The sequence below is a fragment of the Microbacterium sp. NPDC087665 genome, assembly GCF_044743285.1.
Taxonomy (GTDB): Bacteria; Actinomycetota; Actinomycetes; order Actinomycetales; family Microbacteriaceae; genus Microbacterium.
Genome location: NZ_JBIUWD010000003.1, coordinates 402,964 through 427,922, shown reverse-complemented (window position 1 = coordinate 427,922; position 24,959 = coordinate 402,964). Strand labels below are relative to the sequence as shown.

The window sequence follows — 24,959 nt, the reverse complement described above, 5'->3', positions numbered from 1 at the left end:
CTCGCGTCTGCATCATCGCCTGCCTCAGCGCCCTCTGAGCGCCCGCCAGGCGCGTGCGGCCCGGCGCCGCGCACCGAGCGCCGTGAGCCGCAACTCCTCGACACGGCCGGTGCCGCCCGCGGGGCGGAGCGCGGCCCGCAACCGGCCTTCCGCCGGGGCGCCGGGAAGGCGCAGCGCCGCGAGCCGCTCGGGCGAGAAGTACCGGTCACGTTCCTCCGCGGGCAGCGTGCGCAACAGTGCCTCGGCCCGGTGGCGCAGGTGACCGGCGATCTCGGGCTGCATCGCGTAACCGACCGCGTCGATCAGCTCTTGCAGATGGGTCGGATCGGCGTAGGGCGAATCCGGCCGGGTGAGGGCGTCGACGATCGTCAGCGGCACGCGATTGCTGTTCTCGTACGGGGCGAGCCGCGCCAGTAGCATCGCGGTTCCCGCGGCACCGATCTCGGTGCCGAACAGAGCGCGCACGGTGGGCAGGGCGGTCGAGAAGGCGGCGACCACGGCGCGCGCGTCGAGGCGCTGCGCGAGCAGTTCGGCGGCGAGCGCACCCCGGTACTCGACGAACTCGATGCCGTGCAGGAGCGCCCGCTCGCGCACGGCGTCGATCCGCAGCGGCGGGGCTGCGGGGTGCGGCTTGAAGACGATGCGCTCGGGCGACCACGCGGCCGCGCGGTCGATCAGATCGCGCTGCAGAGCGATCTCCTCGCGCTCCGAGATCAGGCCGAGGGCCGAGAGGTACTGGCCGAGCACGAGAACCGTGGGGGTGGCGTCGTCGAGGGTGCGCCCCGCCTCGTCGGCGACGGCTTCTCCCGCGTCGGTCTCGAGCAGCACGCGTCGGAAGGCCTCGGCCGGAACGGCGACGGATGCCGCACCCGGCGCGCCGACCAGAGGCACGACCCCCGGCACGACGTCGGCGTGCACGACCCGGGTGATGCGGCTCGCGACGGTGTGCCCGAGCGCCACGCGCATCGGCGAGTAGGTCATGAGTCCGTCGCCCACGATCGTGAGGCGTGCACGCGGGAAGATCGACATCAGTGTGCGCGCGGGCGCGACCTGCGGGCTCTGCACGACGAGTTCGAGGTCGTCCGCGTCGAGAGCCCAGGCCCGCACGAGCAGACGCTCCAGCACGGCACGGTCTTCGGGTGCCGGGTCCCACGCGCTCGGATGCCGCGGCCCCAGCAGCGCATCGAGATCTTCGATCCGATCGAACCGTGCCCGCAGCGCGTGCAGTGCGGGGTCGGCGGCGATCCCGACGACCGTCTCGGGGATGCGTGCCGACACGAAGGGCACGAGCAGGCTGTCGCCGTCGTGGGCGAGCAAGCCCTCGTCGATGGCCGCGACCGCGGTCGCGAGACCGTAGGCGCTGTGCAGGGCGAAGAGCTGGGTCATGCGCCGTGCCCCGACTCTCGCAGCGCCCGCGCGAGCACCCGGCGTCGGGGGCCGTCGAGGTGGCGCACCGCCGCCGCGACCTCGCCGCCGGGCAGAGCGCGCAGCAGGCCGACGATACCCGTGCGCATCTCGGCGCGGAGGGCCCGCGGCATGCGTCGGGCGCGCACCAGGTGGTGCGCGCTGAGGGCGAGAGATGACCACACTGCCTTGGGGAGGAACCGTTCGGCCTCGGCATCCGCCTCGACGATCTCGACCACCTCGCGCATGGCCCGCACGAAGTCGAGCTGGCGCCGGTCGCGCACCTGCGTGAGCGACGTCGTCACACCGCGCCGGTACAGCAGCGCGGGTGCGTCGACGACGGCGAACGACGCGGCCTGCAGGTGCAGGCGCCAGATCCAGGGGCGATCCTCGGCCGTGAAGAGCCCCGCGGGGAACTCGGCGAGGCCGCGATCGATGATCCGGCGATGGAAGATGCCCGCCCAGGCGAACGGATAGTCGACCATGGTCGTCTCGGTCGCGGGCAGGATGGCGTCGCGGGGCGACGCGACGACCTCGCGCCACGGATGCGGCGCCCGTACCAGGCTGCGCTCACCGGCCGTCACCGTCACGTGATCGGTGCGCAGGTAGTCGGCGTCGAGTTCGCGCAGTCGTCGGGCGAGCACGGCGAGCCGCTGCGGCTGCATCCAATCGTCGCCGTCGACGAAGCAGAACGCCTCGCCCTCGACGTGCGCGAGGCCCTGATTGCGCGCGCTCGCCAGCCCGCGGGGCTCGGCGTTGACGAGCACCTCGGCGTGGGGAAAGCGTGCGGCGTGACGGCGCATGAGCGCCCCGGTGTCGTCGCGCGAGCCGTCGTCGATCGCCACGAGCTTGAGGACTGCGGGGTCGTCGAACTGGCGCGCCAGGGTCTCGAGCGTCGTCGCGATGTACGCACCCGCATCCTTCGCAGGAAGGATGGCGGTGACGAGGGGACTGCGCACGGAACTCCCGGTGGTGGACGGTGCCCGCATCGTCTCAGGCGATCGTGGACGCCGGGCATCTCCGAGGTGAACGCCGGGTGTCCTGGCGCGCGACCGTCGGCGGATGGGCGACGATGGAGGAATGCTCTGGTCTCGCAGGTCGAACGGACGTCGGATGCTCCGGCGCCGCCGTGACACCCATGACGATCTGCGTTGGCTCTCGGCGCGGGCGTGGACCACGCGCTGGTATCCGCAGGGCATCGACGTCGGGATCCGCGACGGCCGTCGCACGCTCGCCGTCAGCTGGTTCCGACAGGATCCGACGGGAAAGCACCTCGCCTCGCGGGTCGTGCTGATCGATCACGACCGCGCCCGCCACATCGACATCGCCCTCGCGATCGAAGACGAGCACGGCGAGCTGATGCCGGCGCAGATCCACACCGGCGGACTCGCCTGGTTCGAGGACCGCCTGTTCGCCGCCGCCACGGGTCAGGGCATCTGGGAGTTCGATCTGTCCGACGTCCGCCGCGTGCGGGGTCGGCTCGCACGCCGGCTGCGGGGCATGAGCGGCCGCGGACTGCTGCCGCGCACCGCCCTCGTCGCCGTGCGCTCGCGCGTGCACCCGGTCGACCTGCGCTGCTCGTTCATCGGCCGCGCCTTCGACGCCGACGGCACCCCGCTGCGGCGCGTGCTCATCGGCGAGTACCTGCGCAATGACACCGGGCGCATCGGCGAGTACTCGATCCCCGAAGCATCCGACGACGTCTTCGAGCCGCACGACGTCTTCGCCCCCGGCATCCCCCGCATGCAGGGCGCCGTGCGCTGGGGCGAGCGGTTCTTCGTCTCGCAGTCGTCGCTGATGAACCCGGGGCGGCTGTGGACGGGACGTCGCGATGCGCTGACCCGTCACGCGGTGCCCCTTCCCGTCGGGTGCGAAGACCTCGCGCTCGATCCCGAGGGGCGCATGCTGTGGTCGCTCGGCGAGCACCCCCGGCATCGGGTCGTGCGGGGCATCCCGTTCGGCAGCATCGGGCTCTGAGAATCGGGCTCTGAGAATCGCCCCCGGCGAATCGCTCGTAGACTTGAGGGGTGAAGCCTGCACCCCTCTTCGTCTACTCCGTGCTGCGGTTGCTGGCGTTCCTCGTTCCCCTCGCGATCCTCTGGTTCTTCTTCCCGATCTTCCGGGAGTTCTGGTGGCTCGCCGCGATCTTCGCCGCGCTCATCGGCACCAGCATCTCGCTGCTGTTCCTGCGGCGACCGCTGTCGGAAGCATCCACGACGATCTACGAGCGCCGCCAGGAGCGCGCCTCGGCCGGCCAGGAGGATGCCGACGCCGAAGACGCCGTGATCGACGAAGCAGCCCAGGTCGACGAGGCCGCCCCGACCGACGAGGCAGCCCCGACCGACGAGACCGACGTCAAGAGCTGACCTCGGCGCGGCGGCGGCCGCACGATCCCTCACCATGAACTCCTACCGGCAGACCGATTGGGACGCGAGTCCCACGCATCCGTCGACGGTCGTCGAGCCGTACCTGATGGGCACCGGGGTCGTCACGGGCGACGATGTCGGCACCCGCCCCGTCTCCCCGCCGCACGCGCATCCGGATGCGATGCTCGCGTGGTGCTACCGCGGCACGGTCTGGGTGTATCTGGAAGAGGCGATGTGGCGCCTCTTCCCCGGGCAGGGAGTGTGGATCCCGCCGCACACCCCGCACACCAGCCGTCACGAGCGCGATTCGACCGGCTGCTACACCTACATCCCCGACCCGTCGCTGATCACCCCGATCGACAGCGTCACCCAGGTGCTCGTGCCCCGTGCCGTGCAGGAGATGCTGCTGCACCTCGGCATCAACGACATGCCCACCGACCTGCGGGTACGCATTCAGGCGGTGCTCATCGAGATGCTGCAGCAGCCGACCGCCGAAGCCGCCGACGGTTGGGGCGAAGTGCCGATGCCGACCGACGAGAGGGTGCAGCCCCTCGTGCAGGCCGTGCTCGCCGATCCGGGTGACGCGCAGAGCGCGACGCAGCTGTTCCTCGCGCACGGCCTGCACGAGCGCACGGTGCTGCGTGTGTTCCACCACGACATCGGTATGAGCTTCAGCCAGTGGCGCACCGGCGTGCGCATGACGCTGGCGGCGCGGTTGATCGTCGACGGCACCCCCATCGGCGCCGCCGCGCACCGCTGCGGCTACGCCACCACGAGCGCCTTCTCGGCGGCGTTCAAGTCCCGCTTCGGCATCACGCCGCGAGAGCACGTCGCCCGCGTGCAGGGCGACCCCGCGCACCAGCTGTACTGGCGATGACGCGCCCGAGGTTCATCGAGAACTGACGGTTTCGCGACACAAGTCGTCGGTTTCTGAACACTCGGCCTCTTGAATGCGTTCTAGCATCGATGTGTTAGGGCAGGTTTACCTAACTTCTCGCCGCGTCGACGCGGCATACCCTCCCCCCTTTCTCTGAAGGAGAATCATGTTGCACGCTCTCGCGCGCCCGAAGATCCGTCGAGGCTCCGCCCTCGTCGCCGCGGCCGTCGCCGCCGCCCTCGCCCTCGCCGGATGCGCTGCCACCGGCGAAGCATCCGAACAACCCGCCGCCGCGGGAGACGGAGTGGTCATCGAGCACGGCCACGGCTCGACCGTGATCCCCGAGAAGCCCCAGCGCATCGTCGCCCTCGGCTGGATGACGCCCGACATCGTCGCCGCCCTCGGCACCAACCCGGTCGGCATCGAAGAGGTCTGGGGCGCCGACGAGAGCGGCTACCAGCCCTGGTTCGAAGACTTCGTCACCGAGGAGTACGGCGAGACCCCCGAGATCATCCCCTTCCTCGACGACGGCCCCAACTACGAGGCCATCAAGGAACTCAAGCCCGACCTCATCCTCAGCCTCTACTCGGGAGTCTCCGACGTCGAGTACGAGCGCCTCAGCGAGATCGCACCGACGATCCCCTACATCGAGGGCCCCTGGAACCCCAGCACCTGGGAAGCGATGACCCGCACCGTGGGCGCGGCGATGTACGAAGACGACAAGGCCGAAGAGCTCATCGGCGAGACCGAAGAACTCATCACCACCCTCGCCGACGAGCACCCCGAGTTCGACGACAAGACGTTCGTCTGGGGCCTCACCCTCAACGAGGGCGGCACCGACCTCGGCGTGTACCTCGAGTACGACCCCCGCGTGCGCATCACCGAGGCTCTCGGCTTCACGTCGACCTCGGCGATGGACAGCTTCCTCGCGAGCGCCGAGGGCGACAACTGGTACACCGGCGTCAGCCTCGAACAGCTCTACGACGTCGACGCCGACCTGTTCGCCGCCTGGGGCGGCAGTGCAGAAGAGGGCGAGTACACGGTCGAGAACGCGATCGTCTCGCGCTGGAACCCCATCGCGAACGGCTCGTACGTGATCTACGCCGACGACGCCGAAGCATCCGCCATCAGCGCCCCGACCGTGCTCTCGCTGAAGTACATCCTGCCGAAGTACGTCGACGACCTCGCGGCCGCACTGCAGGGCGAGCCGACCATCGCCGGAGAGTGACCCCGGAGATGTCCCAGCCGACTTCGCTCCCCCTCCCGCGGGAGACGCAAGACGGCGACGACACCTCGGATGCCGGTGCAGGGGGTCGTCGCGACAGCGACGCCTCCCCGCACCGCACCGGTGTGCTCGCAGCCGGTCTGGTCGTGTCCGCGGTGGTGCTCGTGCTCTGCATCATCGCGTCGCTCGCGGTCGGCAACCGCGCGATCGACCCGCTCACCGTGCTGCGCTCGCTCACCGCGTACGACGACGAGAACCCCCTCCACCTGATGATCATGCAGCTGCGCGTGCCGCGCACGCTGCTCGGCATCGTCGTGGGTGCCGCTCTCGCCGTGTGCGGCGGGCTCATCCAGGCCTTCACCCGCAATCCGCTCGCCGACCCCGGCATCCTCGGGGTGAACGCGGGCGCCTCGTTCGCCGTCACCTTCGCCGTCGGCGTGCTCGGACTCACCACCCCCGGCGCCTACGTGCCCTTCGCCCTGGGTGGCGCCTTCGTGCTGACGCTGCTCGTCTACACGCTCGGCTCATTCGGAGCATCCGGCGCGACCCCCATGAAGCTCACGCTCGCCGGCGTCGCCCTGGGCGCCGCCTTCACCGGCTTCACGACCGCGATCGTGCTGCACGACACGAGCACCCTGCAGGTCATGCGCTTCTGGGGTGTGGGATCGATCGGCGGCCGCACGCTCGACCAGCTCGCCTGGGCCGCTCCCCTGATCGGACTCGGCCTCGTGATCGGCCTGCTCTGCGCCCGATCGCTCAACGCCCTCGCCCTCGGCGACGACCTCGCTCAGGCGCTCGGGGCCCGCGTCGGCGTGACCCGCATCATGGTCATCATCGCGGTCACCCTGCTCGCCGGCACCAGCGTCGCGGCCGCCGGTCCCATCGCCTTCGTCGGCCTCATGATCCCGCACATCGTGCGCTGGTTCACCGGCCCCGACCAGCGCTGGGTGCTCACCTACTCGATGATCATCGGCCCCGCGTTCCTGCTGCTCGCCGACATCCTCGGACGCATCGTGCTGCCCAGCGGCGAACTGCGCGTCGGCATCGTCACCGCGCTCCTCGGAGCGCCGATCCTCGTCGCCCTCGTGCGCCGCAAGCGGGTGAGCGGACTGTGAGCATCGATCAGCGTCGGCCGCAGCATCCGCCCGCCGTCGACCCGCCCGTCGACCTGCCCGCCGTCGACCCGACCGTCGACCTGCCGCCGGTCGATCACGGCCGTCGCCACCTGCGCATCGACACCGCCCGACTCTCGGCCCGCATCTCGGTGCGCTCGATCGTCGTGAGCGCCGTGCTCGTCGTCGTAATCATCGCCGCGGGCCTGTTCTCGATGACGATCGGCGCCTACGACGTCGACTTCGGCACCGTGCTGCGCGCACTCGTCGACCCGTCGTTCGACCCCGACATCCGCCAGGTGGTCTACGAGTGGCGACTGCCCCGCGTGCTGTTCGCCGTGCTGTGCGGTGCGGCGCTCGCCCTCGCCGGCGGCATCTTCCAGTCACTGACCCGCAACCCGCTCGGCTCGCCCGACATCATCGGCTTCGGCGTGGGTGCGCAGTTCGGCGTGACGCTGATGATGGTCGTGCTCGAGCTGAACACCTACATGTTCAAGGCCGCGGGCGCCCTCGTCGGGGGCCTGCTCACCGCCGTGCTCGTCTACGCGCTGGCGAGCAAGAACTCGATGTCGTCGTTCCGCCTGATCATCGTGGGCATCGGCGTCTCGGCCGGACTCGGATCGCTCACCTCGTGGATCCTCATCTCGGTCAGCGTCGAGAAGGCCATGATGGCGGCGACCTGGGGGGCGGGCTCGCTCGCCTCGCTCGGCTTCGACCAGCTGCTCCCCGCGACGGTCGTCTTCCTGATCGTGATGCTCGGCTCCCTGCCGCTGAACCGCACCCTCCCGGTGCTCGAGATGGGCGATGACGCGGCGACGGCACTGGGCGTCAGCCCCCGGCGCACCCGACTCGCGGCGATGGTGTTCGGCGTCGCCCTCGTCGCGCTGGTCACCGCCGCGGCCGGACCGATCTCGTTCATCGCCCTCGCCGCTCCCCAGATCTCGCAGCGCCTCACCCGCTCGAACACGCCGATGGGAACCGTGCCCGTGATGCTCACCGGCGCCGCCCTCGTCGTCGTCTCCGATGCCGTCGCGCAGCTCGTGGCCGTGCCCGTCGGCGTCGTCACGGTCTCGGTCGGCGGCATCTATCTCGCCTGGCTGCTCGCCGCGCAATACGCGCGCCGCGCCTGAAAGGAACACCCATGACCGCTTCGCTGCTCGCCCGCGACATCACCCTCGGGTACGGAGACACCCCCATCATCTCCGACCTGTCGCTGCAGGTGCCCGACGGATCGTTCACGATCATCATCGGGCCGAACGCCTGTGGGAAGTCGACCCTGCTGCGCGGATTCGCGCGGCTGCTGAAGCCGACGACGGGCACCGTGCTGCTCGACGGCGTCGAGCTGCGCACCCTCAAGTCGAAAGAGGCCGCGCGCAAGCTGGGGCTGCTGCCCCAGTCGTCGCTCGCCCCCGATGGCATCACCGTCGCCGACCTCGTGGGTCGCGGCCGGTTCCCGCATCAGAGCGCGATGCGCACCTGGAGCAGCACCGACGAGCGCGCGGTCGCCGAGGCGATGGCGGCGACCGGGGTCACCGACCTGTCGCGACGGCTCGTCGACGAGCTCTCGGGTGGTCAGCGCCAGCGCGTCTGGGTGGCGATGGCCCTCGCCCAGCAGACCAAGCACCTGCTGCTCGACGAACCGACGACCTTCCTCGACATCGCCCACCAGATCGATCTGATGGAGCTGTTCGCCGACCTGCACCGCCAGGGCACCACCCTGGTCGCCGTGCTCCATGACCTGAACCACGCCGCCCGCTACGCAACGCACCTCGTCGCGATGCGCGACGGAGCCATCGTCGCCCAGGGTGACCCCCGCGAGATCATCACGGCCGAGCTCGTCGAAGCCGTGTACGACCTGCCGTGCCGGGTGATCGTCGATCCCGTCGCCGGCACCCCGCTCGTGCTCCCGCTCGGACGGCGCAGACCATGATGGCGGCATCCGCGTCGGCGGCATCCGTGCCCACGGCATCCGTGCCCACGGCATCCCTGCCCGCCACCCCGGGGCGGCTCTTCGGCATCGCACTCGCCAGGGAAGGACGAGGTGTGGCCCTGGCCGGCGCGACGACCCTGCTCGTGGTGCACTCGCTCGCCGAGGCCGCGATCCCCGTCATCATCGGTGCGACGATCGACCACGCCGTGCTCCCCGCCGACACCCGCGCGCTCGCCCTCTGGATCGGCGTACTCATCGGCACCTTCCTCGTGCTGACCACGAGCTACCAGGCGGCCTCGCGTCTGATGGTGACGATCTACGGATACGGCGAGCAGGCGCTGCGCCACCTGACCCTCTCGCGGATGCTCCGCCCCCGCCTCTCGCAACGCTCGGTCACGCCCGGCGAGGCGTTGACGTTCGTCACCTCCGACACGTACCGGGTGGCGGGAGTGGCGTGGTCGGTGGCGCAGCAGTGCGCCACGCTCGCCGCGATCGTGGGCGCGGCGCTGGCGATGCTCGTCATCTCGCCCCTCGCGACGATCGTCGTGTTCGTGTCGACGATCGCGATGATGATCGCGATGCGGGCCGTGTCGCGACCGCTCGAACGCCGGGGCTTCGCCGAGCAGCACGCCGCGACCGAGGCCGGCGCGGTCGCAGCCGACTTCATGAGCGGGTTCCGGGTGCTGGTCGGCATCGGCGCCCGCGAAGAGGCCGTGCGACGGTACGTCGCGGCCAGCAATGTCTCGCGCATCGCGGCGACCGCGGCCGGACGCTCGCTCGCCGCATACGAGGCGGTGAGCGGCACGCTCGCGGCCGTCGCCACGACCGTTCTCGCCGGGCTCTCGGCGTGGTTCGCCTCCGAGGGGCAGATCAGCATCGGCGAGCTCGTGACCGTGCTGGGGCTGGCCCAGTTCGTGAGCGGATCGCTCGCCTACGCGGGCTCGTTCCCCTCGAACTGGATCCACAAGCTCGCGTCCGCGAAGCGGCTCGCCGAGATGATCAACACCGACGATCTGCTCGATGCACCGCACGCGGGCATCACTCTGCGCAGCAGGGCGGATGCTCCCGGTGCGGATGCTTCCGGTGCGGATGCCCCTGGCGATGTCGTGCTGACCTTCCGCGCGGGGGCCGACGACTCGGCACGCGTCGAGGTGCGGCGCGGCGAACTGCTCGGCATCCGCCCCTCCGACAGCGACGAGGCCCGCGCTCTCTCCCGTCTGCTCGGTCTGAGGTCGCGCCCCGAACCCGACCGCGTCTCGATGGTGCTCGATGGCGAGCACATCGATCTGCGCGATCTCGACCCGGTGGAGTACCGGCGCCGTGTGGTCGCGCTGCCCCATCGGCAGACGATCATCAGCGGCACTCTGCGCGAGGCGGTGCGCGGTCCCGGCGCTACCCCCGGCGCTGCGGACTCGACGGGCGCGAGCGATCCGCGCCCGGAGCTCGTCGAGATCGCCGCTCTCCACGACACCATCGACCAGGTCGGCGGGTGGGCGGCCGAGGTGGGCGAGGCCGGCCGACGCCTCTCGGGTGGACAACGGCAGCGCATCGGCATCGCCCGGGGACTGCACACCGACGCCGACGTGCTCGTGCTCGACGAGCCGACCTCGGCCGTCGACGCGATCACCGAGGCGCACATCGCCCGTGCGCTCGCGACGCACGACCGCACCACGATCGTCATCAGCACCTCGGCCGTGCTGCTCGGGGCCTGCGATCGGGTCGTCGAACTGCGCGCTCCGGAGCAGGAGGAACCCCATGTCTGACGCCTCCGTCGAGACCCCCTCGACCACGCTCCCGATCGCGACCGGCGCGCAGGTGCGCGCCGTCATGATGCGCCTGCTGCGCCGGCATCCCGGCCGAACTCTGGCGGTGGCCGTGCTGTTCCTCGCCGCCTCGGCTCTCGGCATCGTCCTGCCCGCGTGCCTGGGACGCATCGTCGATGCGGTGTCGACCGATGCCGGGTTCCCGGTCGTCGCCGGATGGGTCGGGGGCGCCGGCGCCGGTGCGATCGGCGCCGCCCTGGTGATGCTGTGGGCGATGCGGGTGCTGACCGCGCTCGTGCAGGACGCCCTCGCCGAGCTGCGCGAAGACGTGTTCGCCGCCGCGATGCGCCTCCCCGTGAGCACGGTCGACGACGGCGAGACCTCCGATCTGCTCTCCCGCGTGACCGGAGACGTCGATGCCGTGGCCGAGGCCGGTGGCAACGTCGTTCCCGGGCTCCTGTCGGCCGCCTTCGCGATCGGCGTCTCGCTGGTGGCGCTCACCGCGCTCGACCCGTGGCTCGCCCTCGCGGGCATCGCCTCCGTGCCGTTCTACGTGCTGGGCACCCGCGCCTTCCTGCGGCGCTCGCGCGTGGTGTTCCGCGAGGTGCGCGTACGCGAAGCCGCACGCAGCCAGGCCGTGCTCGAAGCGGTCGAGGGCCTCGAGACGCTCACGGCCCTCAACGAACAGGGGCACGCGCTCGCCCGGGTGCGGGTACGCGCCGAGCAGTCGATCCGCGTGCAGATCGAGGGCGTGCGGCTGCGCAACCGTCTCTTCCGCTGGATCAACGGCGGCGAGCTCGTCGGCCTGGCCGCGCTCCTCACGACCGGTTTCTTCCTGCAGTCGAACGGCGCCATCACCGTCGGCATGGTCACGACGGCGGCCCTGGTCTTCCATCGCCTGTTCGGTCCGATCGGGCAGCTCATCTTCAGCCTCGACGACATCCAGCGGGCGGCGATCGGTCTCGCACGCCTGGTCGGTGTGATCGATCTCGCCCCGACCCTGCCGCCGGTCGCGTCCGGCGGCCACGTCTCGTCGCGTGACCAGAGTGCGGCGGCGGATGCTCCGCCCCGGCGCACCGCGATCGAACTGAACGATCTCAGCTTCCACTACCCGACGACGGGTCGCGGCGTGAGTGACGTCACGCTGCGGATCGAGTCGGGCACCACGGCCGCGCTGGTCGGCGCCTCGGGATCGGGCAAGAGCACGCTCGCCCGGGTCATCGCGGGGCATCACCCGCCCACGTCGGGCACGCTCCACCTCGGAGCCGACGCCCCTGCGCCGTACTACGTCTCGCAGGAGCTGCACCAGTTCCGCGGCAGCATCGCCGACAACATGCGGTTGGTCGCGCCCGCCGCGAGCGACGACGAGATCGCCGCCGCCCTGGAGGCCGTCGGGGCGCAGTGGGCGGTCTCCGCGATGTCGGCTCCCACGGAGACACCCCTCGACGAAGGACGCATCCAGCAGCTCGCCATCGCCCGTGCTCTGCTGGCCGATCCCGAGATCGTGATCCTCGACGAGGCGACCGCCGATGTCGGCCTGCATCACCGCGATGCCGTCGAGGAGGCCATCGTGGCTCTCCGCGCCGGACGCACGACCGTGCTCATCGCGCACCGGTTGGAACCGGCATCCACCGCCGATCAGATCGTCGTCTTCGCCGATGGCCTCACGGCCCAGCAGGGCACGCACGACGATCTGGTCGGCCGCGACGGGCTGTACCGCAGCTTCTGGCTCGCCCAGGCCGACGCCCGCACGAGCGCCCCCGGCGGCACCCACCACACCGACTTTCCCGACAGCACCGAAGACATGGAGACCCCGAGATGATCCACCGCGGAATCGTCAGCAAGACCACCCCCCTCACCCCCACCCTGGTACGCATCACTCTCGGCGGCGAGGGCATCTCCGAGTTCTTGAGCACCGGCATCGGCGACGAGTACGTGCGCGTGTTCTTCCCGCACGGCGACGACCCGACCGACGTGTCGCTCCCCGTTCCCGCCGGCGACTGGTGGGAGACGCCCGAGGGCGCTCCCGAGGCGCCGATGCGCACCTACACGATCAGCGGCGTGCGGCCCGACGTCGATGAGCTCGACATCGACTTCGTGATCCATCAGGCCGGCGTCGCGGGCCCCTGGGCCGCGCGCGCCGAACCCGGCCATGTGGTCGGGCTCAACTCGCCGACGGGTCTGTACTCTCCCCCGCCCGGCATCACATGGCAGGTGCTCGTGGCCGATCTGACCGGCCTTCCCGCGGTGGCGCGCATCGCCGCAGATGCTCCGGAGAACGTGCGCACCCGCATCGTGCTGGAGGTGCCCGATGAGACGGACCGGATCGCGTTCGACTGCGGCGCGCACGTGGAGGTCACGTGGGTGACCGGAGGCAACGGCCACGGCCCCAGCGCGCTCGGGCAGCTCGTGCGCCGCATCGTCGATGAGCGGCTCCCGCTCGACGAGGGGTACGTCTGGGTCGCGGGTGAGACCGTCGCCCTGCGCGATGTGCGCAAGTACCTGCGCCGCGAGCTCGGCCTGCCCGCCACCCGCTTCAAGGTCGTCGGCTACTGGACCCCGATCGACGCCTGGGACTCGAAGTTCGCCGCGCTCCCCGCAGCGGTGCAGCGCGAACTCGATGCCATCTGGACCGAGCGTCCCGATGACGAACCCGAAGACGTGCAGGTGCGGTTCGAAGAGCGCCTCGACCAGCTCGGGCTTTGACCGCGCGCCCGCTCGCTCCTCTGCGTCAGGCGATGGTTCCTCTGCGTCAGGCGATGAACGCCCAGAACAGGGCGCCGGCGTAGAGGAGCGAGGTGAGCGAGGTGAGCGCGAGCGCGATCACCAGCTCCTTCGGTTGCCGGTACGTCCAGACGATCAGGATGGCCGGAAGGCCCGCCAGCAGCGCCAGCAGCGACAGCCACGCCACGGGGAACAGCAGGGCGATGATGACGGCGATCGCGAACGGCGCGAGCACGAACAGGGTGAACAGCACCTGCGTCGCGCGGCGGCCGATCAGCACGGTGAGGGTGCGCTTGCCGACCGCGCGATCCTGATCGATGTCGCGCAGGTTGTTGGCGAGCAGCACCGCGCAGGCGAAGAGACCCGCAGCGATCGCACCGAGCCAGGCCTGCTGCGGCAGGTCGAAGATCTGCACCCACGTGGTGCCGAGGGTCGCGACGAGACCGAAGAAGACGAAGACGAAGACCTCGCCGAGTCCGGCGTAGCCGTAGGGGCGCTTGCCGCCGGTGTAGAACCAGGCCGCGACGATGCATGCGGCGCCGACGCCGAGCATCCACCACTGCTCGGTGCGCACGACGATCGCGAGACCGACGGCCGCGGCGAGGGCGAAGAACACGAGCCCGATGATGAGCACGGTGCGCGGCTTCACCCGGCCGGAAGCCGTGAGGCGGGCAGGGCCCACGCGCACGGCATCGGTGCCCCGCACGCCGTCGCTGTAGTCGTTGGTGAAGTTCACGCCGATCTGCAGCAGCACCGCGACCGCGAGGCACGCGAGGGCGATGACCCAGTGGAACTCCGGGCTGGTGCTGCGCGCGGCGCCGGTGCCGATCAGCACGGGCGCGATGGCGAGCGGAAGAGTGCGCAGCCTCGCGGCACCGATCCAGTCGCCGAGTGTCACGGGACCGGCTTCGACGGCGGCCCGGTGGGCCGGATTGCCGGTCGCCCGCTTCGCGGGATTGCCGCTCACACGGGTCGGATTCTTCTTGCGCTTCGAGGATGCTGCCACGCAGGGAATCCTATCCGGCGCGACGATGCCCTTACGGGTTCGGGTTCGAGTCCTTGCCGTCGAGCCACAGGGTGTCGGAGGCATCTCCGTGCGCCCCGCCCTTGCCGACGTGCTTGTCGCTGATCTTCGGCCCCTTGAGGATGACGTGCACCATCGCCTGCGCGTGGCCGTGCCCGAGGCTGTATTCCTCTTTGAGCCAGTTCAGCACGACGGTCGACTTGGTGGTCTCGTCGAAGCCCTGCTCCTTCGCGAGGGCGATGAACTGCCGCGGGGTGAGGCCGGTCTGGGTCTCGACCTTGTCGAGATATGCCTGGAAGGACATGGCGTCTCCTGTTCATGATGCGACTGCCATCATGCCGCCGGCCCCCGACAATGACAATCCCCGCGAACGGGGTTTGTCGGCGAAAGTCCTCCGCGGAGTCCTAGGCGACCGGAATGATCGGCCGGTTCTCGTAGTACGTCTGCAGCACCACGGTGGTGCGGGTGCTGACGGACGCCGCATGGCGGATGTCGCGCACCAGCTCTTCGAGCGCGCGCGGAGAGGGCACGCGCACGAACAGCATGTAGCTCGCGTCGCCGGCGATCGAGTGGCACGCCTCGATCGCCTCGAGGTGCTCGAGGAGCTCGGGGGCGTTGTCGGGCTGGGCGGGATCGAGCGGAGTGATCTCGATGAACGCCGACAGCGGCGTGCCCACCTGTTCGGGGTCGAGGATCGCGCGATATCCGCTGATCACACCCCGGGTCTCGAGTCGGCGCAGACGCGACTGCACGGCCGAGACCGAGAGTCCGACGGCATCCGACAGTTGCGAGAGCGTGGCACGCCCGTCGCGAGAGATCTCGGTAAGGATCGCGCGGTCGACAGAGTCATCCATGCATGTAAGAATATCGTTAGCTTTCCGTTTCCGCAGGAAAGTTTCCTGTTGTTTCTCCGATCGGAGGTCCCGATGTCCATCATTTCCGCCAACAGTTCCGCTGTTCAGGCCATCGTCGGCGAACCCGAGGTCGTCGAGGATGCATCGACCGCAGAGGATTCCGCCGCCTGGGCGCAGCTCAAGGACGCCGCGATCGCGATCCGCGAGATGCAGATCAAGGACGGTTCGATCCCGGATGCCGGGCACCACGCCGCCGCCCGCGAACTCGTCGGTGCGATCACCGCGGGCATCCACGCCCTCGCGCCCGCCTTCCCGCACGACGCCGAGTACCTCGCCGCGGCCGTCATCGACTTCGACCGGTGGGCATCCGAAGACTTCGGCGTGCCGGACTTCCTCGACTCACTCATGACCTTCCAGCCGCAGGAGCACCGCGTCGACGGCATCCGCCACCTCGTCGTCTTCCCGATGTACACGCAGAACGGCTCGAGCGACCGCCTGGTCGAGGCCCTGATCGTCGAGGCGATCTGGCCCGAGTTCATCGCAGCCCTCGAGGCCGGCGACTACGGCAACAAGCTGTTCGTCTCGCTGCGCCTGGTCGACTTCACCCCCGGCTACGACACCAACTCGGCCGTGCTGTTCCCCGAGACGGTCGCGATGCGGGAGATCCCGTCTTTCACGTGGGGCGCGATCTTCCAGGACCGCGAGGCCGCCCGCTACCGCCGCGTCACGCGCGCGGCGGCGGAGATCACGAAGCTCGATCTGCCCGAGAACGCCGCCGAGATGCTCGACGACCAGGCACTCACCGAGCGCGTGTTCGTGATGTGGGACATCATCCACGACCGCACGCACATGCGCGGCGACCTGCCGTTCGACCCGTTCATGATCAAGCAGCGGATGCCGTTCTTCCTGTACTCGCTCGAAGAGCTGCGGTGCGACCTGACCGCGTTCCGCGAGTCCGTGAAGATCCAGCGCACCCTCTCGGCACGCGCCGAGTCGGGCGAGAAGCTCGAGCAGACCGAGCAGGAGATGCTCGATCACGCGCCGCTCGTGCAGTACGCGGTGATCTTCGACCGGATCTTCCGCTTCGCCATCACCGGCTCGCGCGTGCGCAACTACGACGGTCTCGGCGGGCAGCTGCTGTTCGCGTGGCTGCACCAGCGCGGCGTGCTGCACTGGACCGACACCGCTCTCGCCTTCGACTGGGAGGGCGTGCCCGATGCGGTCGTCGCCCTCGGCGATGCGATCGACGACCTGTACTGGCACTCGATCGACCGCCCGAAGACGGCGCACTGGCTCGCCGCCTACGACCTGGTTCGCAGCGTCGTGACGCCGCACCCGGTGTCGGCCTGGGCGCGTGGCCTGTCGGACGAGATCCTCGCCGGCGCCCCCAAGAGGTACACCGACGCGGTGCTGGACGACGAGTTCCCGCTGTCGATGTTCTTCGAGGCGCTCGACAAGAAGATGAAGACGGTCATCGAGTCGACCGTCGGCATCCGCGGCACCGACGACTGAGGCCGGCATGACGTCTCTCCTGAACGGCATCGGCGGTCGCACCGTCGTGCTCGCCGGAGCGACCAGTGCGTCCGGTCTCGCCCTCGCGCGCACCCTGCTCGATGCGGGTGCGCGCGTGGTCGCGACCGGGCGCTCTGCCGAGCGCCTGCAGGCGTTGGCGGATGCCGGGGCGCAGGTCGAGGTGGCGGATGCGACCTCGCTCGACGAGATGACCGCGCTCGCCGCCCGTCTCGCTGACGCCGACATCACCGTCGACGCCCTCGTGCCGCTCGTCGGCGGGTGGCGCGGAGGCGGCGGCCTCGCCGGGCAGTCGGACGACGACTTCGCCGCCCTGCTTCCGGCATTGCACGCCGTCCGGGCGACGAGCCGGGCGTTCGATGCCGCTCTGCGCGCGTCGACGGCCGGCCGCTTCGCGATCGTCTCGTCGACCGCCGTCGGCCGCCCGCTCGCGGGCGGTGCGAACTATGCGGCGGTCAAGGCCGCGAGCGAAGCATGGACCCGCGCCGTCGCGCAGGGGTTCGCGAAGTCGGCGCGGGATTCCGGAGAGACACTGCGCGCGGCATCCGTCGTGTTCCGCGCGAAGGCGCTCGATCCGGAGTCGTTGGCGCCCCGCATCGTCGCGTTGTGGGACGCGGATGCCGTGGACCTCAACGACCGCATCATCGACCTCGACTGACGAGGTCGGCTGCCTCGGCAATTCAGGCCTCGACTGTTCGAACCGGGGCCCGTTCAGAGCTGAGACGCGCCCGGAACGATCGGCGGCGCCTCGGGCGTCTCGGCGCCCTGGGCAGTCTCCGGGTCGGAAGCGCCATCGGGGATCTGCTGTGCCGGCGCATGCGCGTAGAGGTCGGTGAGCTTGCGGTAGGACTTCGTGAAGAAGGCCAGCGTCGCTGCGATCACCATGATGAGTCCCGCGAACAGGCAGATGAGCGCGATGCCCCGGGCCTCGCCTTCGCCGACCAGCCACCCCCACTGCTGCCGCCCCTCGTCGGTCTTCATGAAGGGGATGATCAGGAACTCGGCGATCGGGGCGATGAGGAACGCCGTGATCGGGGCGGCTGCTGCCTCCATCGCGGCGGCCACGCCGAAGACGCGTCCCTGACGCTCGAACGGGACCACCTTCTGGATCACGGTCTGCTCGGCGGCTTCGACCGGCGGCACCAGGGCCATGTACGCCCACATGCCCAGCACGTACAACCACCACCACTCGCGCAGCATGAACACCGCGCCGAGGAGCCCCATCGCGATCACGACGAGCAGCATGGTGCGCATCGGGTTCTTGCCGAGCCCGAACTTCGCCACCAGTCCTCCGCCGATGAGGAAGCCCGTCGAGGCGAACGCCAGCGCGAAGCCCCACGTCTGGGCGTCGAAGAGCGTGAGCCCGTAGGGATCCATCAATGCCATGTAGACGCCGCCGATGAGGTTGTTGAACGTCGAGAAGATGATCAGCGCGAACAGCCCGGGAGCAAGGCGGATCGCCCGCACGCTGCCGCGGAAGTCCATCGCGTTCTTCGCGTCGGGATCGGGCTCGGGCGCTCCCTCGGGGATGCGGATGAACAGCAGATGGGCGAACGTGAGCGCCATCGCGCCGATCGCGATCGCGAGCGTCCATCCCATGCCGAGGAACCCGATCGACAGCCCCGAGAACACGCTCGTGACGAGGAACGCGATGCCCTGCACCGTGCCGACGAGACCGTTGGCGTTGGCGCGCTTCTCTTCGGGCACCAGCAGCGTGACCGTGGTCGACAGCGCGATGTTGCGCAGTTGCTCGATGACCCCGCCGAACAGGATCACCCCGGAGAACAGCCAGAACCAGGGCCCGCCGAGGTCGAGCAGAGCCGTCTCGGGCTGCGAGATGTAGACGACCCCGGCCAGCAGGAACGCGACCGCGGAGATGACGCTCGAGAGCAGCATGACCGTGTGCTTGCGATTGCGGTCGACGATCGTGCCGAACATCATCGCGAAGAACGCCACGAACAGCATGTACGCACCACCGATGATGCCGGTGGCCAGCACCGACTGCGTCTCGATGTAGACCCAGAAGGTGAGCGCGAACCAGAGGAAGCTGGTCGTCACGTTGGCGATCAGCGTGTTGACGAGGACGTTGATGAACGCCGACTTCGCTGCGGTCTGCTGCATGGGTTCGAGGGTACTCAGGACCGGGGACATTGGACATAGGCTTATGCGGTGACCATCCAGCATGACCCCGCGATCCGGGGCTTCGCCAGCGACAACTATTCCGGCATCCACCCCGAGGTCCTGGCCGCCATCGCGACCGCGAACGACGGCCATCAGGGCGCCTACGGCAGCGACGCGTACACCGCCCGTCTGCAGGAGGTCGTGCAGACGCACTTCGGTGAGGGCGCCGAGGCGTTCCCCGTCTTCAACGGCACCGGCGCCAACGTCACCGGACTGCAGTCGATGCTCCCCCGCTGGGGCGCGGTGATCGCCGCGTCGACCGCGCACATCAACGTCGACGAGGGTGGTGCGCCCGAGAAGATCGGCGGGTTCAAGCTGCTCACGGTCCCCACCGACGACGGCAAGCTCACCCCCGAGCTGATCGACCGCGAGGCCTGGGGCTGGGGCGACGAGCACCGCGCGCAGCCGCTGGTGGTCTCGATCACGCAGTCGACCGAGCTGGGCACGCTGTACACGGCCGACGAGATCCGCACGATCGCCGACCACGCGCACGGGCACGGCATGAAGCTGCACCTCGACGGCGCCCGCCTCTCGAACGCGGCCGCCGCCCTCGATCTGCCCCTCGCCGCATTCACCCGCGATGCCGGCGTCGACGTGCTCAGCTTCGGCGGCACCAAGAACGGCGCCATGCTCGGTGAGGCCGTCGTGGTGCTCAACCCCGCGGCATCCGACGGGCTCGTCTACTCGCGCAAGTTCAACATGCAGCTCTCGTCGAAGATGCGTTTCGTGTCGGCGCAGCTCATCGCGCTGCTCGAGGGCGACCTGTGGCTGCGCAACGCACGTCACGCGAACGCGATGGCCGCACGTCTGCGCACCGAGATCGAGCAGGGCATCGCCGCCGGCACCATCAACGGCGTCGCGTTCACGCAGCCGACGCAGTCGAACGGCGTCTTCGCGACGGTCCCCGACGGCGTCGCCGACGCCCTGCGGGAGTCGTTCCGCTTCTACGACTGGGATGCCGCGCGCAACGAGGTGCGGTGGATGTGCAGCTTCGACACCCACGAAGACGACGTCGACGCGTTCGTCGCCGAACTCGCACGTCTGACGGCCTGAGCGCGGGCCCGGCGCCGGCCGGGCTCCGCACCTCAGCGACTCAGCGCAGCAGACCCAGGTTCGCGAGGGCGAGGCGGATGAGCGTGCCGCGGCCGCCCTCCATCTCGGCCGAGACTGCGTCGGAGGCGGCGGCCTCCGGCGAGAACCAGGTGACCTCGAGCGCGTCTTGACGCGGCTCGCAGGTGCCGGTGACCGGGATCACGAACGCGAGCGACACGGCATGCTGCCGATCGTCGTGGTACGCGCTGACACCCGGGATCGGGAAGTACTCGGCGACGGTGAACGGCAGCGGCTGCGGCGGCAGCAGCGGGAAGGCCATCGGTCCGAGGTCGTTCTCGACGTGGCGGAAGAGCGCATCGCGGATGGTCTCGCCGAAGCGGACCCGCCCCGACACGATGGTGCGCGTCATCTCACCCATCGGGGTGGAGCGCAGCAGGATGCCGATCTCGGTCACCTGACCGGAACCATCGGTGCGCACGGGGATGGCCTCGACGTAGAGCATCGGGAGGTGGCGGCGGGCCTCGGCGAGCTCGAATTCGCTCAGCCAGCCGGGGTTCGCATCAGGGGCGGGACGCTGCCCGTCATCGAAGCCGCCGATGCCGTCGTCGGGCTCGGGCTCGGGATCAGGTGTGCGAACCGCCATGTGTCCTTTCTACCAGCAGCATCCGACGTCCGATACGGGCGCACGCCGAGCCGACCGCGTGTCGGCGGCCGCTGGCAGGATGGTGGGGTGACCGAGAACCTGACCATCGACGACTCCGCCACCCTCTGGAACTCCGGCGAGCGCACCGGATTGCCGCTGCTGGTGCTCCTGCACGGCTACGGCGCCGACGAGAACGACCTCATCGGCCTTCTGCCGCACCTTCCGACCGGCATCGCCGTGGCATCCGTCGCCGCCCCGCTGACCCCGCCCTGGCCGATGCCCGGGCGCTCGTGGTACCCGATCGAGGGTCTCGACGGACGCAGTGCCGACACGGTGACCGCGGCCGCCCGCGCGGTGCTGCAGTGGCTCGATGCGGTGGCACCCGATGCTCCCTCGATCGCGCTGCTCGGGTTCTCGCAGGGCGCGGCCGTCTCGCTGCAGGCGCTCCGACTCGCTCCCGAACGCTTAGGTGCCGTCGTCGCCCTGAGCGGCTACGTCGCGACCGGCGATCTGCCCGACGACGAGGCGCTGCGCGAGCTGCGGCCGCCGGTCTTCTGGGGGCGCGGCACGCACGACGATGTCATCCCTCCCGAGCGCATCGCCTACACGGCGCAGTGGCTGCCCGACCACTCCGAGCTGTCGGGCCGGGTGTATACGGGGCTCACGCACAGCATCTCGGAAGACGAGCTCGCCGACGTGCACCAGTTCCTGACGACCTGGGTCGACGGAATCGCCCCGCAGTAGATCCCGGGGTTGCGCCCCGGCGACACGCCCGGGTATCGTCGTGGAGTCCTGTCCGCCGTGTCTGGAAGTCCTTTGATCTGATCCGTCGCCTCCGCGCCTCTCTTTCCGCGCGCTGACCCGACGATCGCCGACTCACACGGCTCGCCTCCCTCCCGTTCCGCGAGGGCGCTGCTCTCTCTTTCTCGAGCACGCTCCGCGTCGAACGTCTCCTCTTCGGAGCCGAGGGAAGGACCGGTGTCAGTGCACCCTCGCACTCGACAGGAGACACCCCATGTCATCACCCACCCTCCACGCCTCGGTCACCCTCGACCGACTCACCTTCACCTGGCCCGACGGGTCTTCCGCACTGACCGCCGTGTCGGGTTCGTTCGGCACCGGGCGCACCGGGCTCGTCGGCCGCAACGGCGCCGGCAAATCGACGCTCCTGCGCCTGATCGCCGGCGACCTCGCCCCCACCTCGGGTGTGCTCACGGTCACGGGCGAGGTCGCCTACCTCCCGCAGCAGCTCACGCTCGACGTCGATCGCCGCGTCGTCGAACTGCTCGGCGTCGCCGCACCCCTCGATGCGGTTCGAGCGATCTCCGCGGGCGACGTCGACCCGGCGCACTTCGACACGGTCGGTGACGACTGGGACATCGAGGCGCGTGCCGAGGCATCCCTCGCCGAAGCGGGCCTTTCGCCCGCGTTCCTCGACCGGCGGGTCGGCGAGCTGTCGGGCGGTGAGGCCGTGCTCGTGGCCATCGCGGGCATCCGTCTGCGCCGGGCCCCGATCACGCTCCTCGACGAACCGACCAACAACCTCGACCGCGACGCCCGGGCGAAGCTCGCCGTGATGGTCTCGAACTGGAAGGGGACGCTCGTCGTGGTCAGTCACGACGTCTCGTTGCTCGAGCTCATGGACGACACCGCCGAGCTGTTCGGTCAGACGCTGAGCGTGTTCGGGGGTCCGTACTCCGAGTGGCGTGCCTGGTTGGATGCCGAGCAGGACGCCGCGATGCAGGCCGTCCGCGATGCCGCCCAGACGGTGCGCAAGGAGAAACGCCAGCGCATCGAGGCCGAGACCAAGCTCGCCCATCGCGCGCGCACCGCGAAGAAGGCGGAGGTCGAGAAGCGGGTGCCGAAGATCGTCGCGCACGGTCGCAAGATGGCGGCCGAGGTGTCGGCGGGCAAACTGCGCATCGAGGTCGGCGCGAAGGAGGATGCGGCGCGCTCGCTGCTCGACGAGGCCGGGCGGCGGGTGCGCTCGGAGGACTCGATGAAGATCGAGCTGCCGGATCCGGGGGTCTCGCGGGCGCGCCGGATCGCCACGATCGGCGACGCGGAACGGTCGTGGGTCGTGCAGGGGCCGGAGCGCGTGGCGCTGATCGGCCGCAACGGGGCCGGCAAGACGACGCTGCTGGAGCGGTTGGTGACGGGAGCTGGCCACAACTCAGGACAGACGGAGCATCTTTCGGGCGATTCGCTCGAAATGCTCGAATCCGGCTCAGATGTCCTGAGTTGTGGTCGGGCCGCGCTCCGCGCCGAGGCGCACGTCGAGCACATCGGATACCTGCCCCAGCGCGTCGACGGGCTCGACGAGACGCGTTCGGTCTTCGCGAACATCGCCGAGCATGCGCCGCAGGTTCCCGAGAAGGAGCTGCGCAATCGGCTCGCGCGATTCCTGATCCGCGGGGCGACCGCCGACCGCGCGGTCTCAGCCCTCTCGGGCGGCGAGCGCTTCCGCGTGGCGCTGGCGACTCTGCTTCTGTCGGATCCGGCGCCGCAGCTGGTGGTGCTCGACGAGCCGACGAACAACCTCGACCTCGACACGGTCGATCAGCTCGTCGAGGCGTTGCGCGCGTATCGCGGGGCCGTGCTCGTCGTCAGTCACGACGATGCCTTCCTCGCTCGCCTCGACCTCGATCTGACACTCGAGATCGATGCCGAGGGGATGCTGCAGGAGGTGTGAGCGATCGGAGCGCGCTCAGGGGAAGGTCAGGCTGAGCGCGCTCCCGTCGATCTCGATCGTTCCGCCCGTGCCGAGTTCATCCTCGACAGTGACGGGCTCGGTCGCGCCGGGCGGCGTGTAGACGGCGCGGATGCTGCCGCCGTCGGCGTCGAACATCTCGCCGTCGAGCAGGAGCTCGACCGTCGGGTACGTCTCGATGGTCCACTGCACCTCGACGGTCCTGGCATCCAGCGGCGCATCGAACGGGCATCCCTCGGGCCGCCAGGTCGTCTGCGTCGTGCAGTCGTCGAGGAAGGCGTCGACCTGTCGCTGAACCTCGTCGGTGAAGTGCTGGTTCGGGACGAGGGAGACCTTTTCGGGCATCGTTGAGCCGCCGGTGATCACGAGCTCGTCGCGGTCGGTCTCGAAGAATGTGGGGTCAACGGCGGAGATGGGGTAGACCGCGGGATACAGCGCCAGGGGAAGGAACTCTCCCGACTCCACGGTCTGCATCTCGACGCCGCTCAGCAGGAACGGCGGGTCGCCCTGCGTGACGATGAAGAGATCGGTCATCGCCCTCCGGATCTGCCAGCTGCCGGGAGCGAGTCCCTCCCCTTCGCCGCGGACGAGCGAGAGCGAGGTCTCGTAGGTCTCACCAGCGAGCGTGTAGCTGACGTCGAAGGTCGCGAAGGTCTGCGCGTCGTCGGAACCGGATGCCGGCTCGACGACGACCCCGCTGATCCGCTCGACCGCGGCGCCGAGCACCTCGTCGGTCAGCAGCGACGGATCGCTGAGCCCTTCGGTCTCTTCCGGTTGCGCGGCGACGAGCTCCGCCGCGGCCGCGGCATCGCCGTCGGAGATGTGCGCGAGGTACTCCTCGGCGACCTCCTGCGCGGACGGACCGCGGGTGACGGTGTTCACGACGACCAGGCCACCGACGATCAGGGCGACGAGCACAGCTGCTGCCACGACGATCCAGATGACCGTGCGGCCCTTCGTCGACCGGGCAGGCGGTGCCGGCTGGGGTGGCTGCGGCTGTGATGGCCACTGCTGCGGCGGCATCGCGGGATGGAAGCCCTGGTGCGGCGCGGATGGATCGGTCATGTGCTCCCCCTGGTCGATCTTCACCCCACCGTAGCGGGCGCCCGGTCAGGCCCGCCGACCCCGCATCGCTCGCGTATGCGCGATCGCCGGGTCGGCGGCGAGCAGCGCGTACTGCTCGGAGTCGCGCGCGACCAGCGCGACCCGCCCCTCATCGTCGTGGTGCAGACCCCACCCGTAGCGCTTGCCGAGCGGCGAGGACCGCAGGCACGGTTGTCCCTTCGAGAAGAACGCGTCGCGGGCCGCGGTGTCGTCGAGGGCGACGCCGTTGCGCTGCGCGTAGGTCTCGAAGATGACGTCGTCGGAGGTGCGCGCGTACGGCTGCTCGGCGATGAGCCGGTAGTGCAGGGCCGCGATCGTGGGCTTCTCGGAGGCCGGCGGCTCGACGGCGTGGTCGGTCGGACAGTCGTCGGCGACCTCGATGAACGTGGTCAGGTAGTTCGTCGTGTGGTGCGCCATGCCACCAGCATCCACCCTGCCTCCGACATCGTCACCTCCCCG

24 protein-coding genes are annotated in these 24,959 nt (G+C 70.0%); 15 read left to right on the top strand and 9 right to left on the bottom strand.

Annotation, left to right across the window (positions count from 1 at the left end; all coding sequences use genetic code 11):
• Nucleotides 1–24: 24 nt before the first annotated feature.
• Both ACIOSY_RS08785 and ACIOSY_RS08780 read right to left on the bottom strand, forming a co-directional pair.
• Nucleotides 25–1,386: a polysialyltransferase family glycosyltransferase gene (locus tag ACIOSY_RS08785; RefSeq protein ID WP_400852181.1), complete on the bottom strand. Its 1,362-nt coding sequence runs from the start codon at nt 1,384–1,386 to the stop codon at nt 25–27.
• The gene (locus tag ACIOSY_RS08780) at nt 1,383–2,363 is read right to left on the bottom strand and encodes a glycosyltransferase family 2 protein (RefSeq protein WP_400852178.1); all 981 of its coding nucleotides are present in this window, start codon (nt 2,361–2,363) and stop codon (nt 1,383–1,385) included. The genes ACIOSY_RS08785 and ACIOSY_RS08780 overlap by 4 nt, the downstream gene beginning before the upstream one ends.
• 154 nt (nt 2,364–2,517) lie before the next feature.
• On the opposite strand from ACIOSY_RS08780, the gene ACIOSY_RS08775 reads away from it, so the two are divergent.
• The 10 genes from ACIOSY_RS08775 to ACIOSY_RS08730 all read left to right on the top strand — a co-directional run bounded on the left by ACIOSY_RS08775 (nt 2,518) and on the right by ACIOSY_RS08730 (nt 13,383).
• Nucleotides 2,518–3,381, top strand: coding sequence for a hypothetical protein (locus ACIOSY_RS08775; RefSeq protein ID WP_400852175.1), 864 nt, complete (start codon nt 2,518–2,520; stop codon nt 3,379–3,381).
• A 50-nt stretch (nt 3,382–3,431) separates the two neighbouring features.
• A complete protein-coding gene (locus ACIOSY_RS08770; RefSeq protein WP_400852172.1) occupies nt 3,432–3,770 on the top strand; it encodes a DUF4229 domain-containing protein in 339 nt (112 codons plus the stop codon).
• 34 nt (nt 3,771–3,804) lie between these two features.
• Nucleotides 3,805–4,647 (top strand): helix-turn-helix domain-containing protein, encoded by an 843-nt coding sequence (locus tag ACIOSY_RS08765; protein ID WP_400852169.1) that lies wholly within the window; start codon nt 3,805–3,807, stop codon nt 4,645–4,647.
• Nucleotides 4,648–4,813: 166 nt separating this feature from the next.
• A complete protein-coding gene (locus ACIOSY_RS08760; protein WP_400852166.1) occupies nt 4,814–5,875 on the top strand; it encodes an ABC transporter substrate-binding protein in 1,062 nt (353 codons plus the stop codon).
• A gap of 8 nt (nt 5,876–5,883) precedes the next feature.
• Nucleotides 5,884–6,987, top strand: a complete 1,104-nt coding sequence (locus ACIOSY_RS08755; protein ID WP_400852163.1) for a FecCD family ABC transporter permease — start codon at nt 5,884–5,886, stop codon at nt 6,985–6,987.
• Nucleotides 6,984–8,114 (top strand): FecCD family ABC transporter permease, encoded by a 1,131-nt coding sequence (locus tag ACIOSY_RS08750; RefSeq protein ID WP_400852160.1) that lies wholly within the window; start codon nt 6,984–6,986, stop codon nt 8,112–8,114. Before ACIOSY_RS08755 ends, ACIOSY_RS08750 begins: the two co-directional genes overlap by 4 nt.
• An 11-nt stretch (nt 8,115–8,125) precedes the next feature.
• Entirely contained in the window at nt 8,126–8,914 is a 789-nt protein-coding gene (locus tag ACIOSY_RS08745; protein WP_400852157.1) for an ABC transporter ATP-binding protein, read from the top strand.
• The gene (locus tag ACIOSY_RS08740) at nt 8,911–10,677 is read left to right on the top strand and encodes an ABC transporter transmembrane domain-containing protein (RefSeq protein ID WP_400852154.1); all 1,767 of its coding nucleotides are present in this window, start codon (nt 8,911–8,913) and stop codon (nt 10,675–10,677) included. Before ACIOSY_RS08745 ends, ACIOSY_RS08740 begins: the two co-directional genes overlap by 4 nt.
• The gene (locus tag ACIOSY_RS08735; protein WP_400852151.1) at nt 10,670–12,499 is read left to right on the top strand and encodes an ABC transporter ATP-binding protein; all 1,830 of its coding nucleotides are present in this window, start codon (nt 10,670–10,672) and stop codon (nt 12,497–12,499) included. The genes ACIOSY_RS08740 and ACIOSY_RS08735 overlap by 8 nt, the downstream gene beginning before the upstream one ends.
• Nucleotides 12,496–13,383 carry a siderophore-interacting protein gene (locus tag ACIOSY_RS08730; protein WP_400852148.1) on the top strand — a complete coding sequence of 296 codons (888 nt, stop codon included), beginning with the start codon at nt 12,496–12,498 and terminating at the stop codon, nt 13,381–13,383. The genes ACIOSY_RS08735 and ACIOSY_RS08730 overlap by 4 nt, the downstream gene beginning before the upstream one ends.
• Nucleotides 13,384–13,429: 46 nt before the next feature.
• On the opposite strand, the gene ACIOSY_RS08725 is transcribed toward ACIOSY_RS08730, so the two are convergent.
• The 3 genes from ACIOSY_RS08725 to ACIOSY_RS08715 all read right to left on the bottom strand — a co-directional run bounded on the left by ACIOSY_RS08725 (nt 13,430) and on the right by ACIOSY_RS08715 (nt 15,279).
• Nucleotides 13,430–14,407 (bottom strand): 1,4-dihydroxy-2-naphthoate polyprenyltransferase, encoded by a 978-nt coding sequence (locus ACIOSY_RS08725; protein WP_400852145.1) that lies wholly within the window; start codon nt 14,405–14,407, stop codon nt 13,430–13,432.
• A 31-nt stretch (nt 14,408–14,438) separates the two neighbouring features.
• Nucleotides 14,439–14,729, bottom strand: a complete 291-nt coding sequence (locus ACIOSY_RS08720; protein WP_350351424.1) for a DUF4287 domain-containing protein — start codon at nt 14,727–14,729, stop codon at nt 14,439–14,441.
• A gap of 100 nt (nt 14,730–14,829) precedes the next feature.
• Entirely contained in the window at nt 14,830–15,279 is a 450-nt protein-coding gene (locus ACIOSY_RS08715; protein ID WP_400852141.1) for an Lrp/AsnC family transcriptional regulator, read from the bottom strand.
• A gap of 72 nt (nt 15,280–15,351) precedes the next feature.
• On the opposite strand from ACIOSY_RS08715, the gene ACIOSY_RS08710 reads away from it, so the two are divergent.
• Complete coding sequence (locus ACIOSY_RS08710; RefSeq protein ID WP_400852138.1) at nt 15,352–16,791, top strand: DUF6421 family protein; 1,440 nt, start codon at nt 15,352–15,354, stop codon at nt 16,789–16,791.
• 7 nt (nt 16,792–16,798) lie between these two features.
• The gene (locus tag ACIOSY_RS08705; protein WP_400852135.1) at nt 16,799–17,467 is read left to right on the top strand and encodes an SDR family NAD(P)-dependent oxidoreductase; all 669 of its coding nucleotides are present in this window, start codon (nt 16,799–16,801) and stop codon (nt 17,465–17,467) included.
• Nucleotides 17,468–17,520: 53 nt separating this feature from the next.
• Here ACIOSY_RS08705 and ACIOSY_RS08700 read toward each other — a convergent pair whose 3' ends face one another.
• Nucleotides 17,521–18,930 carry an MFS transporter gene (locus ACIOSY_RS08700; RefSeq protein ID WP_400852133.1) on the bottom strand — a complete coding sequence of 470 codons (1,410 nt, stop codon included), beginning with the start codon at nt 18,928–18,930 and terminating at the stop codon, nt 17,521–17,523.
• A gap of 48 nt (nt 18,931–18,978) precedes the next feature.
• Between ACIOSY_RS08700 and ACIOSY_RS08695 the strand changes: the two genes are divergently transcribed.
• Entirely contained in the window at nt 18,979–20,043 is a 1,065-nt protein-coding gene (locus ACIOSY_RS08695; RefSeq protein WP_400852130.1) for a threonine aldolase family protein, read from the top strand.
• 40 nt (nt 20,044–20,083) lie between these two features.
• On the opposite strand, the gene ACIOSY_RS08690 is transcribed toward ACIOSY_RS08695, so the two are convergent.
• Nucleotides 20,084–20,686 carry a DUF4916 domain-containing protein gene (locus ACIOSY_RS08690; protein ID WP_400852127.1) on the bottom strand — a complete coding sequence of 201 codons (603 nt, stop codon included), beginning with the start codon at nt 20,684–20,686 and terminating at the stop codon, nt 20,084–20,086.
• 87 nt (nt 20,687–20,773) lie between these two features.
• Here ACIOSY_RS08690 and ACIOSY_RS08685 point away from each other — a divergent pair, with 87 nt between their 5' ends.
• The gene (locus tag ACIOSY_RS08685) at nt 20,774–21,430 is read left to right on the top strand and encodes an alpha/beta hydrolase (protein ID WP_400852124.1); all 657 of its coding nucleotides are present in this window, start codon (nt 20,774–20,776) and stop codon (nt 21,428–21,430) included.
• Nucleotides 21,431–21,701: 271 nt separating this feature from the next.
• Nucleotides 21,702–23,378 (top strand): ABC-F family ATP-binding cassette domain-containing protein, encoded by a 1,677-nt coding sequence (locus ACIOSY_RS08680; RefSeq protein WP_400852121.1) that lies wholly within the window; start codon nt 21,702–21,704, stop codon nt 23,376–23,378.
• 15 nt (nt 23,379–23,393) lie between these two features.
• Here the strand turns inward: ACIOSY_RS08680 and ACIOSY_RS08675 are convergent, their stop codons facing one another.
• Together ACIOSY_RS08675 and ACIOSY_RS08670 are read right to left on the bottom strand one after the other, a co-directional pair.
• Entirely contained in the window at nt 23,394–24,461 is a 1,068-nt protein-coding gene (locus ACIOSY_RS08675; protein ID WP_400852118.1) for a hypothetical protein, read from the bottom strand.
• A 45-nt stretch (nt 24,462–24,506) separates the two neighbouring features.
• Nucleotides 24,507–24,917, bottom strand: coding sequence for a DUF6157 family protein (locus tag ACIOSY_RS08670; RefSeq protein WP_400852115.1), 411 nt, complete (start codon nt 24,915–24,917; stop codon nt 24,507–24,509).
• Nucleotides 24,918–24,959 lie beyond the last annotated feature (42 nt).

Coding starts and splice junctions, on each gene's coding strand:
- ACIOSY_RS08715 (WP_400852141.1), bottom strand. CDS start 15,279: ATGGATGACTCTGTCGACCGCGCGATCCTTACCGAGATCTCTCGCGAC.
- ACIOSY_RS08735 (WP_400852151.1), top strand. CDS start 10,670: ATGTCTGACGCCTCCGTCGAGACCCCCTCGACCACGCTCCCGATCGCG.
- ACIOSY_RS08710 (WP_400852138.1), top strand. CDS start 15,352: ATGTCCATCATTTCCGCCAACAGTTCCGCTGTTCAGGCCATCGTCGGC.
- ACIOSY_RS08785 (WP_400852181.1), bottom strand. CDS start 1,386: ATGACCCAGCTCTTCGCCCTGCACAGCGCCTACGGTCTCGCGACCGCG.
- ACIOSY_RS08670 (WP_400852115.1), bottom strand. CDS start 24,917: ATGGCGCACCACACGACGAACTACCTGACCACGTTCATCGAGGTCGCC.
- ACIOSY_RS08745 (WP_400852157.1), top strand. CDS start 8,126: ATGACCGCTTCGCTGCTCGCCCGCGACATCACCCTCGGGTACGGAGAC.
- ACIOSY_RS08755 (WP_400852163.1), top strand. CDS start 5,884: ATGTCCCAGCCGACTTCGCTCCCCCTCCCGCGGGAGACGCAAGACGGC.
- ACIOSY_RS08675 (WP_400852118.1), bottom strand. CDS start 24,461: ATGACCGATCCATCCGCGCCGCACCAGGGCTTCCATCCCGCGATGCCG.
- ACIOSY_RS08720 (WP_350351424.1), bottom strand. CDS start 14,729: ATGTCCTTCCAGGCATATCTCGACAAGGTCGAGACCCAGACCGGCCTC.
- ACIOSY_RS08740 (WP_400852154.1), top strand. CDS start 8,911: ATGATGGCGGCATCCGCGTCGGCGGCATCCGTGCCCACGGCATCCGTG.
- ACIOSY_RS08690 (WP_400852127.1), bottom strand. CDS start 20,686: ATGGCGGTTCGCACACCTGATCCCGAGCCCGAGCCCGACGACGGCATC.
- ACIOSY_RS08765 (WP_400852169.1), top strand. CDS start 3,805: ATGAACTCCTACCGGCAGACCGATTGGGACGCGAGTCCCACGCATCCG.
- ACIOSY_RS08680 (WP_400852121.1), top strand. CDS start 21,702: ATGTCATCACCCACCCTCCACGCCTCGGTCACCCTCGACCGACTCACC.
- ACIOSY_RS08775 (WP_400852175.1), top strand. CDS start 2,518: ATGCTCCGGCGCCGCCGTGACACCCATGACGATCTGCGTTGGCTCTCG.
- ACIOSY_RS08700 (WP_400852133.1), bottom strand. CDS start 18,930: ATGCAGCAGACCGCAGCGAAGTCGGCGTTCATCAACGTCCTCGTCAAC.
- ACIOSY_RS08730 (WP_400852148.1), top strand. CDS start 12,496: ATGATCCACCGCGGAATCGTCAGCAAGACCACCCCCCTCACCCCCACC.
- ACIOSY_RS08760 (WP_400852166.1), top strand. CDS start 4,814: ATGTTGCACGCTCTCGCGCGCCCGAAGATCCGTCGAGGCTCCGCCCTC.
- ACIOSY_RS08705 (WP_400852135.1), top strand. CDS start 16,799: ATGACGTCTCTCCTGAACGGCATCGGCGGTCGCACCGTCGTGCTCGCC.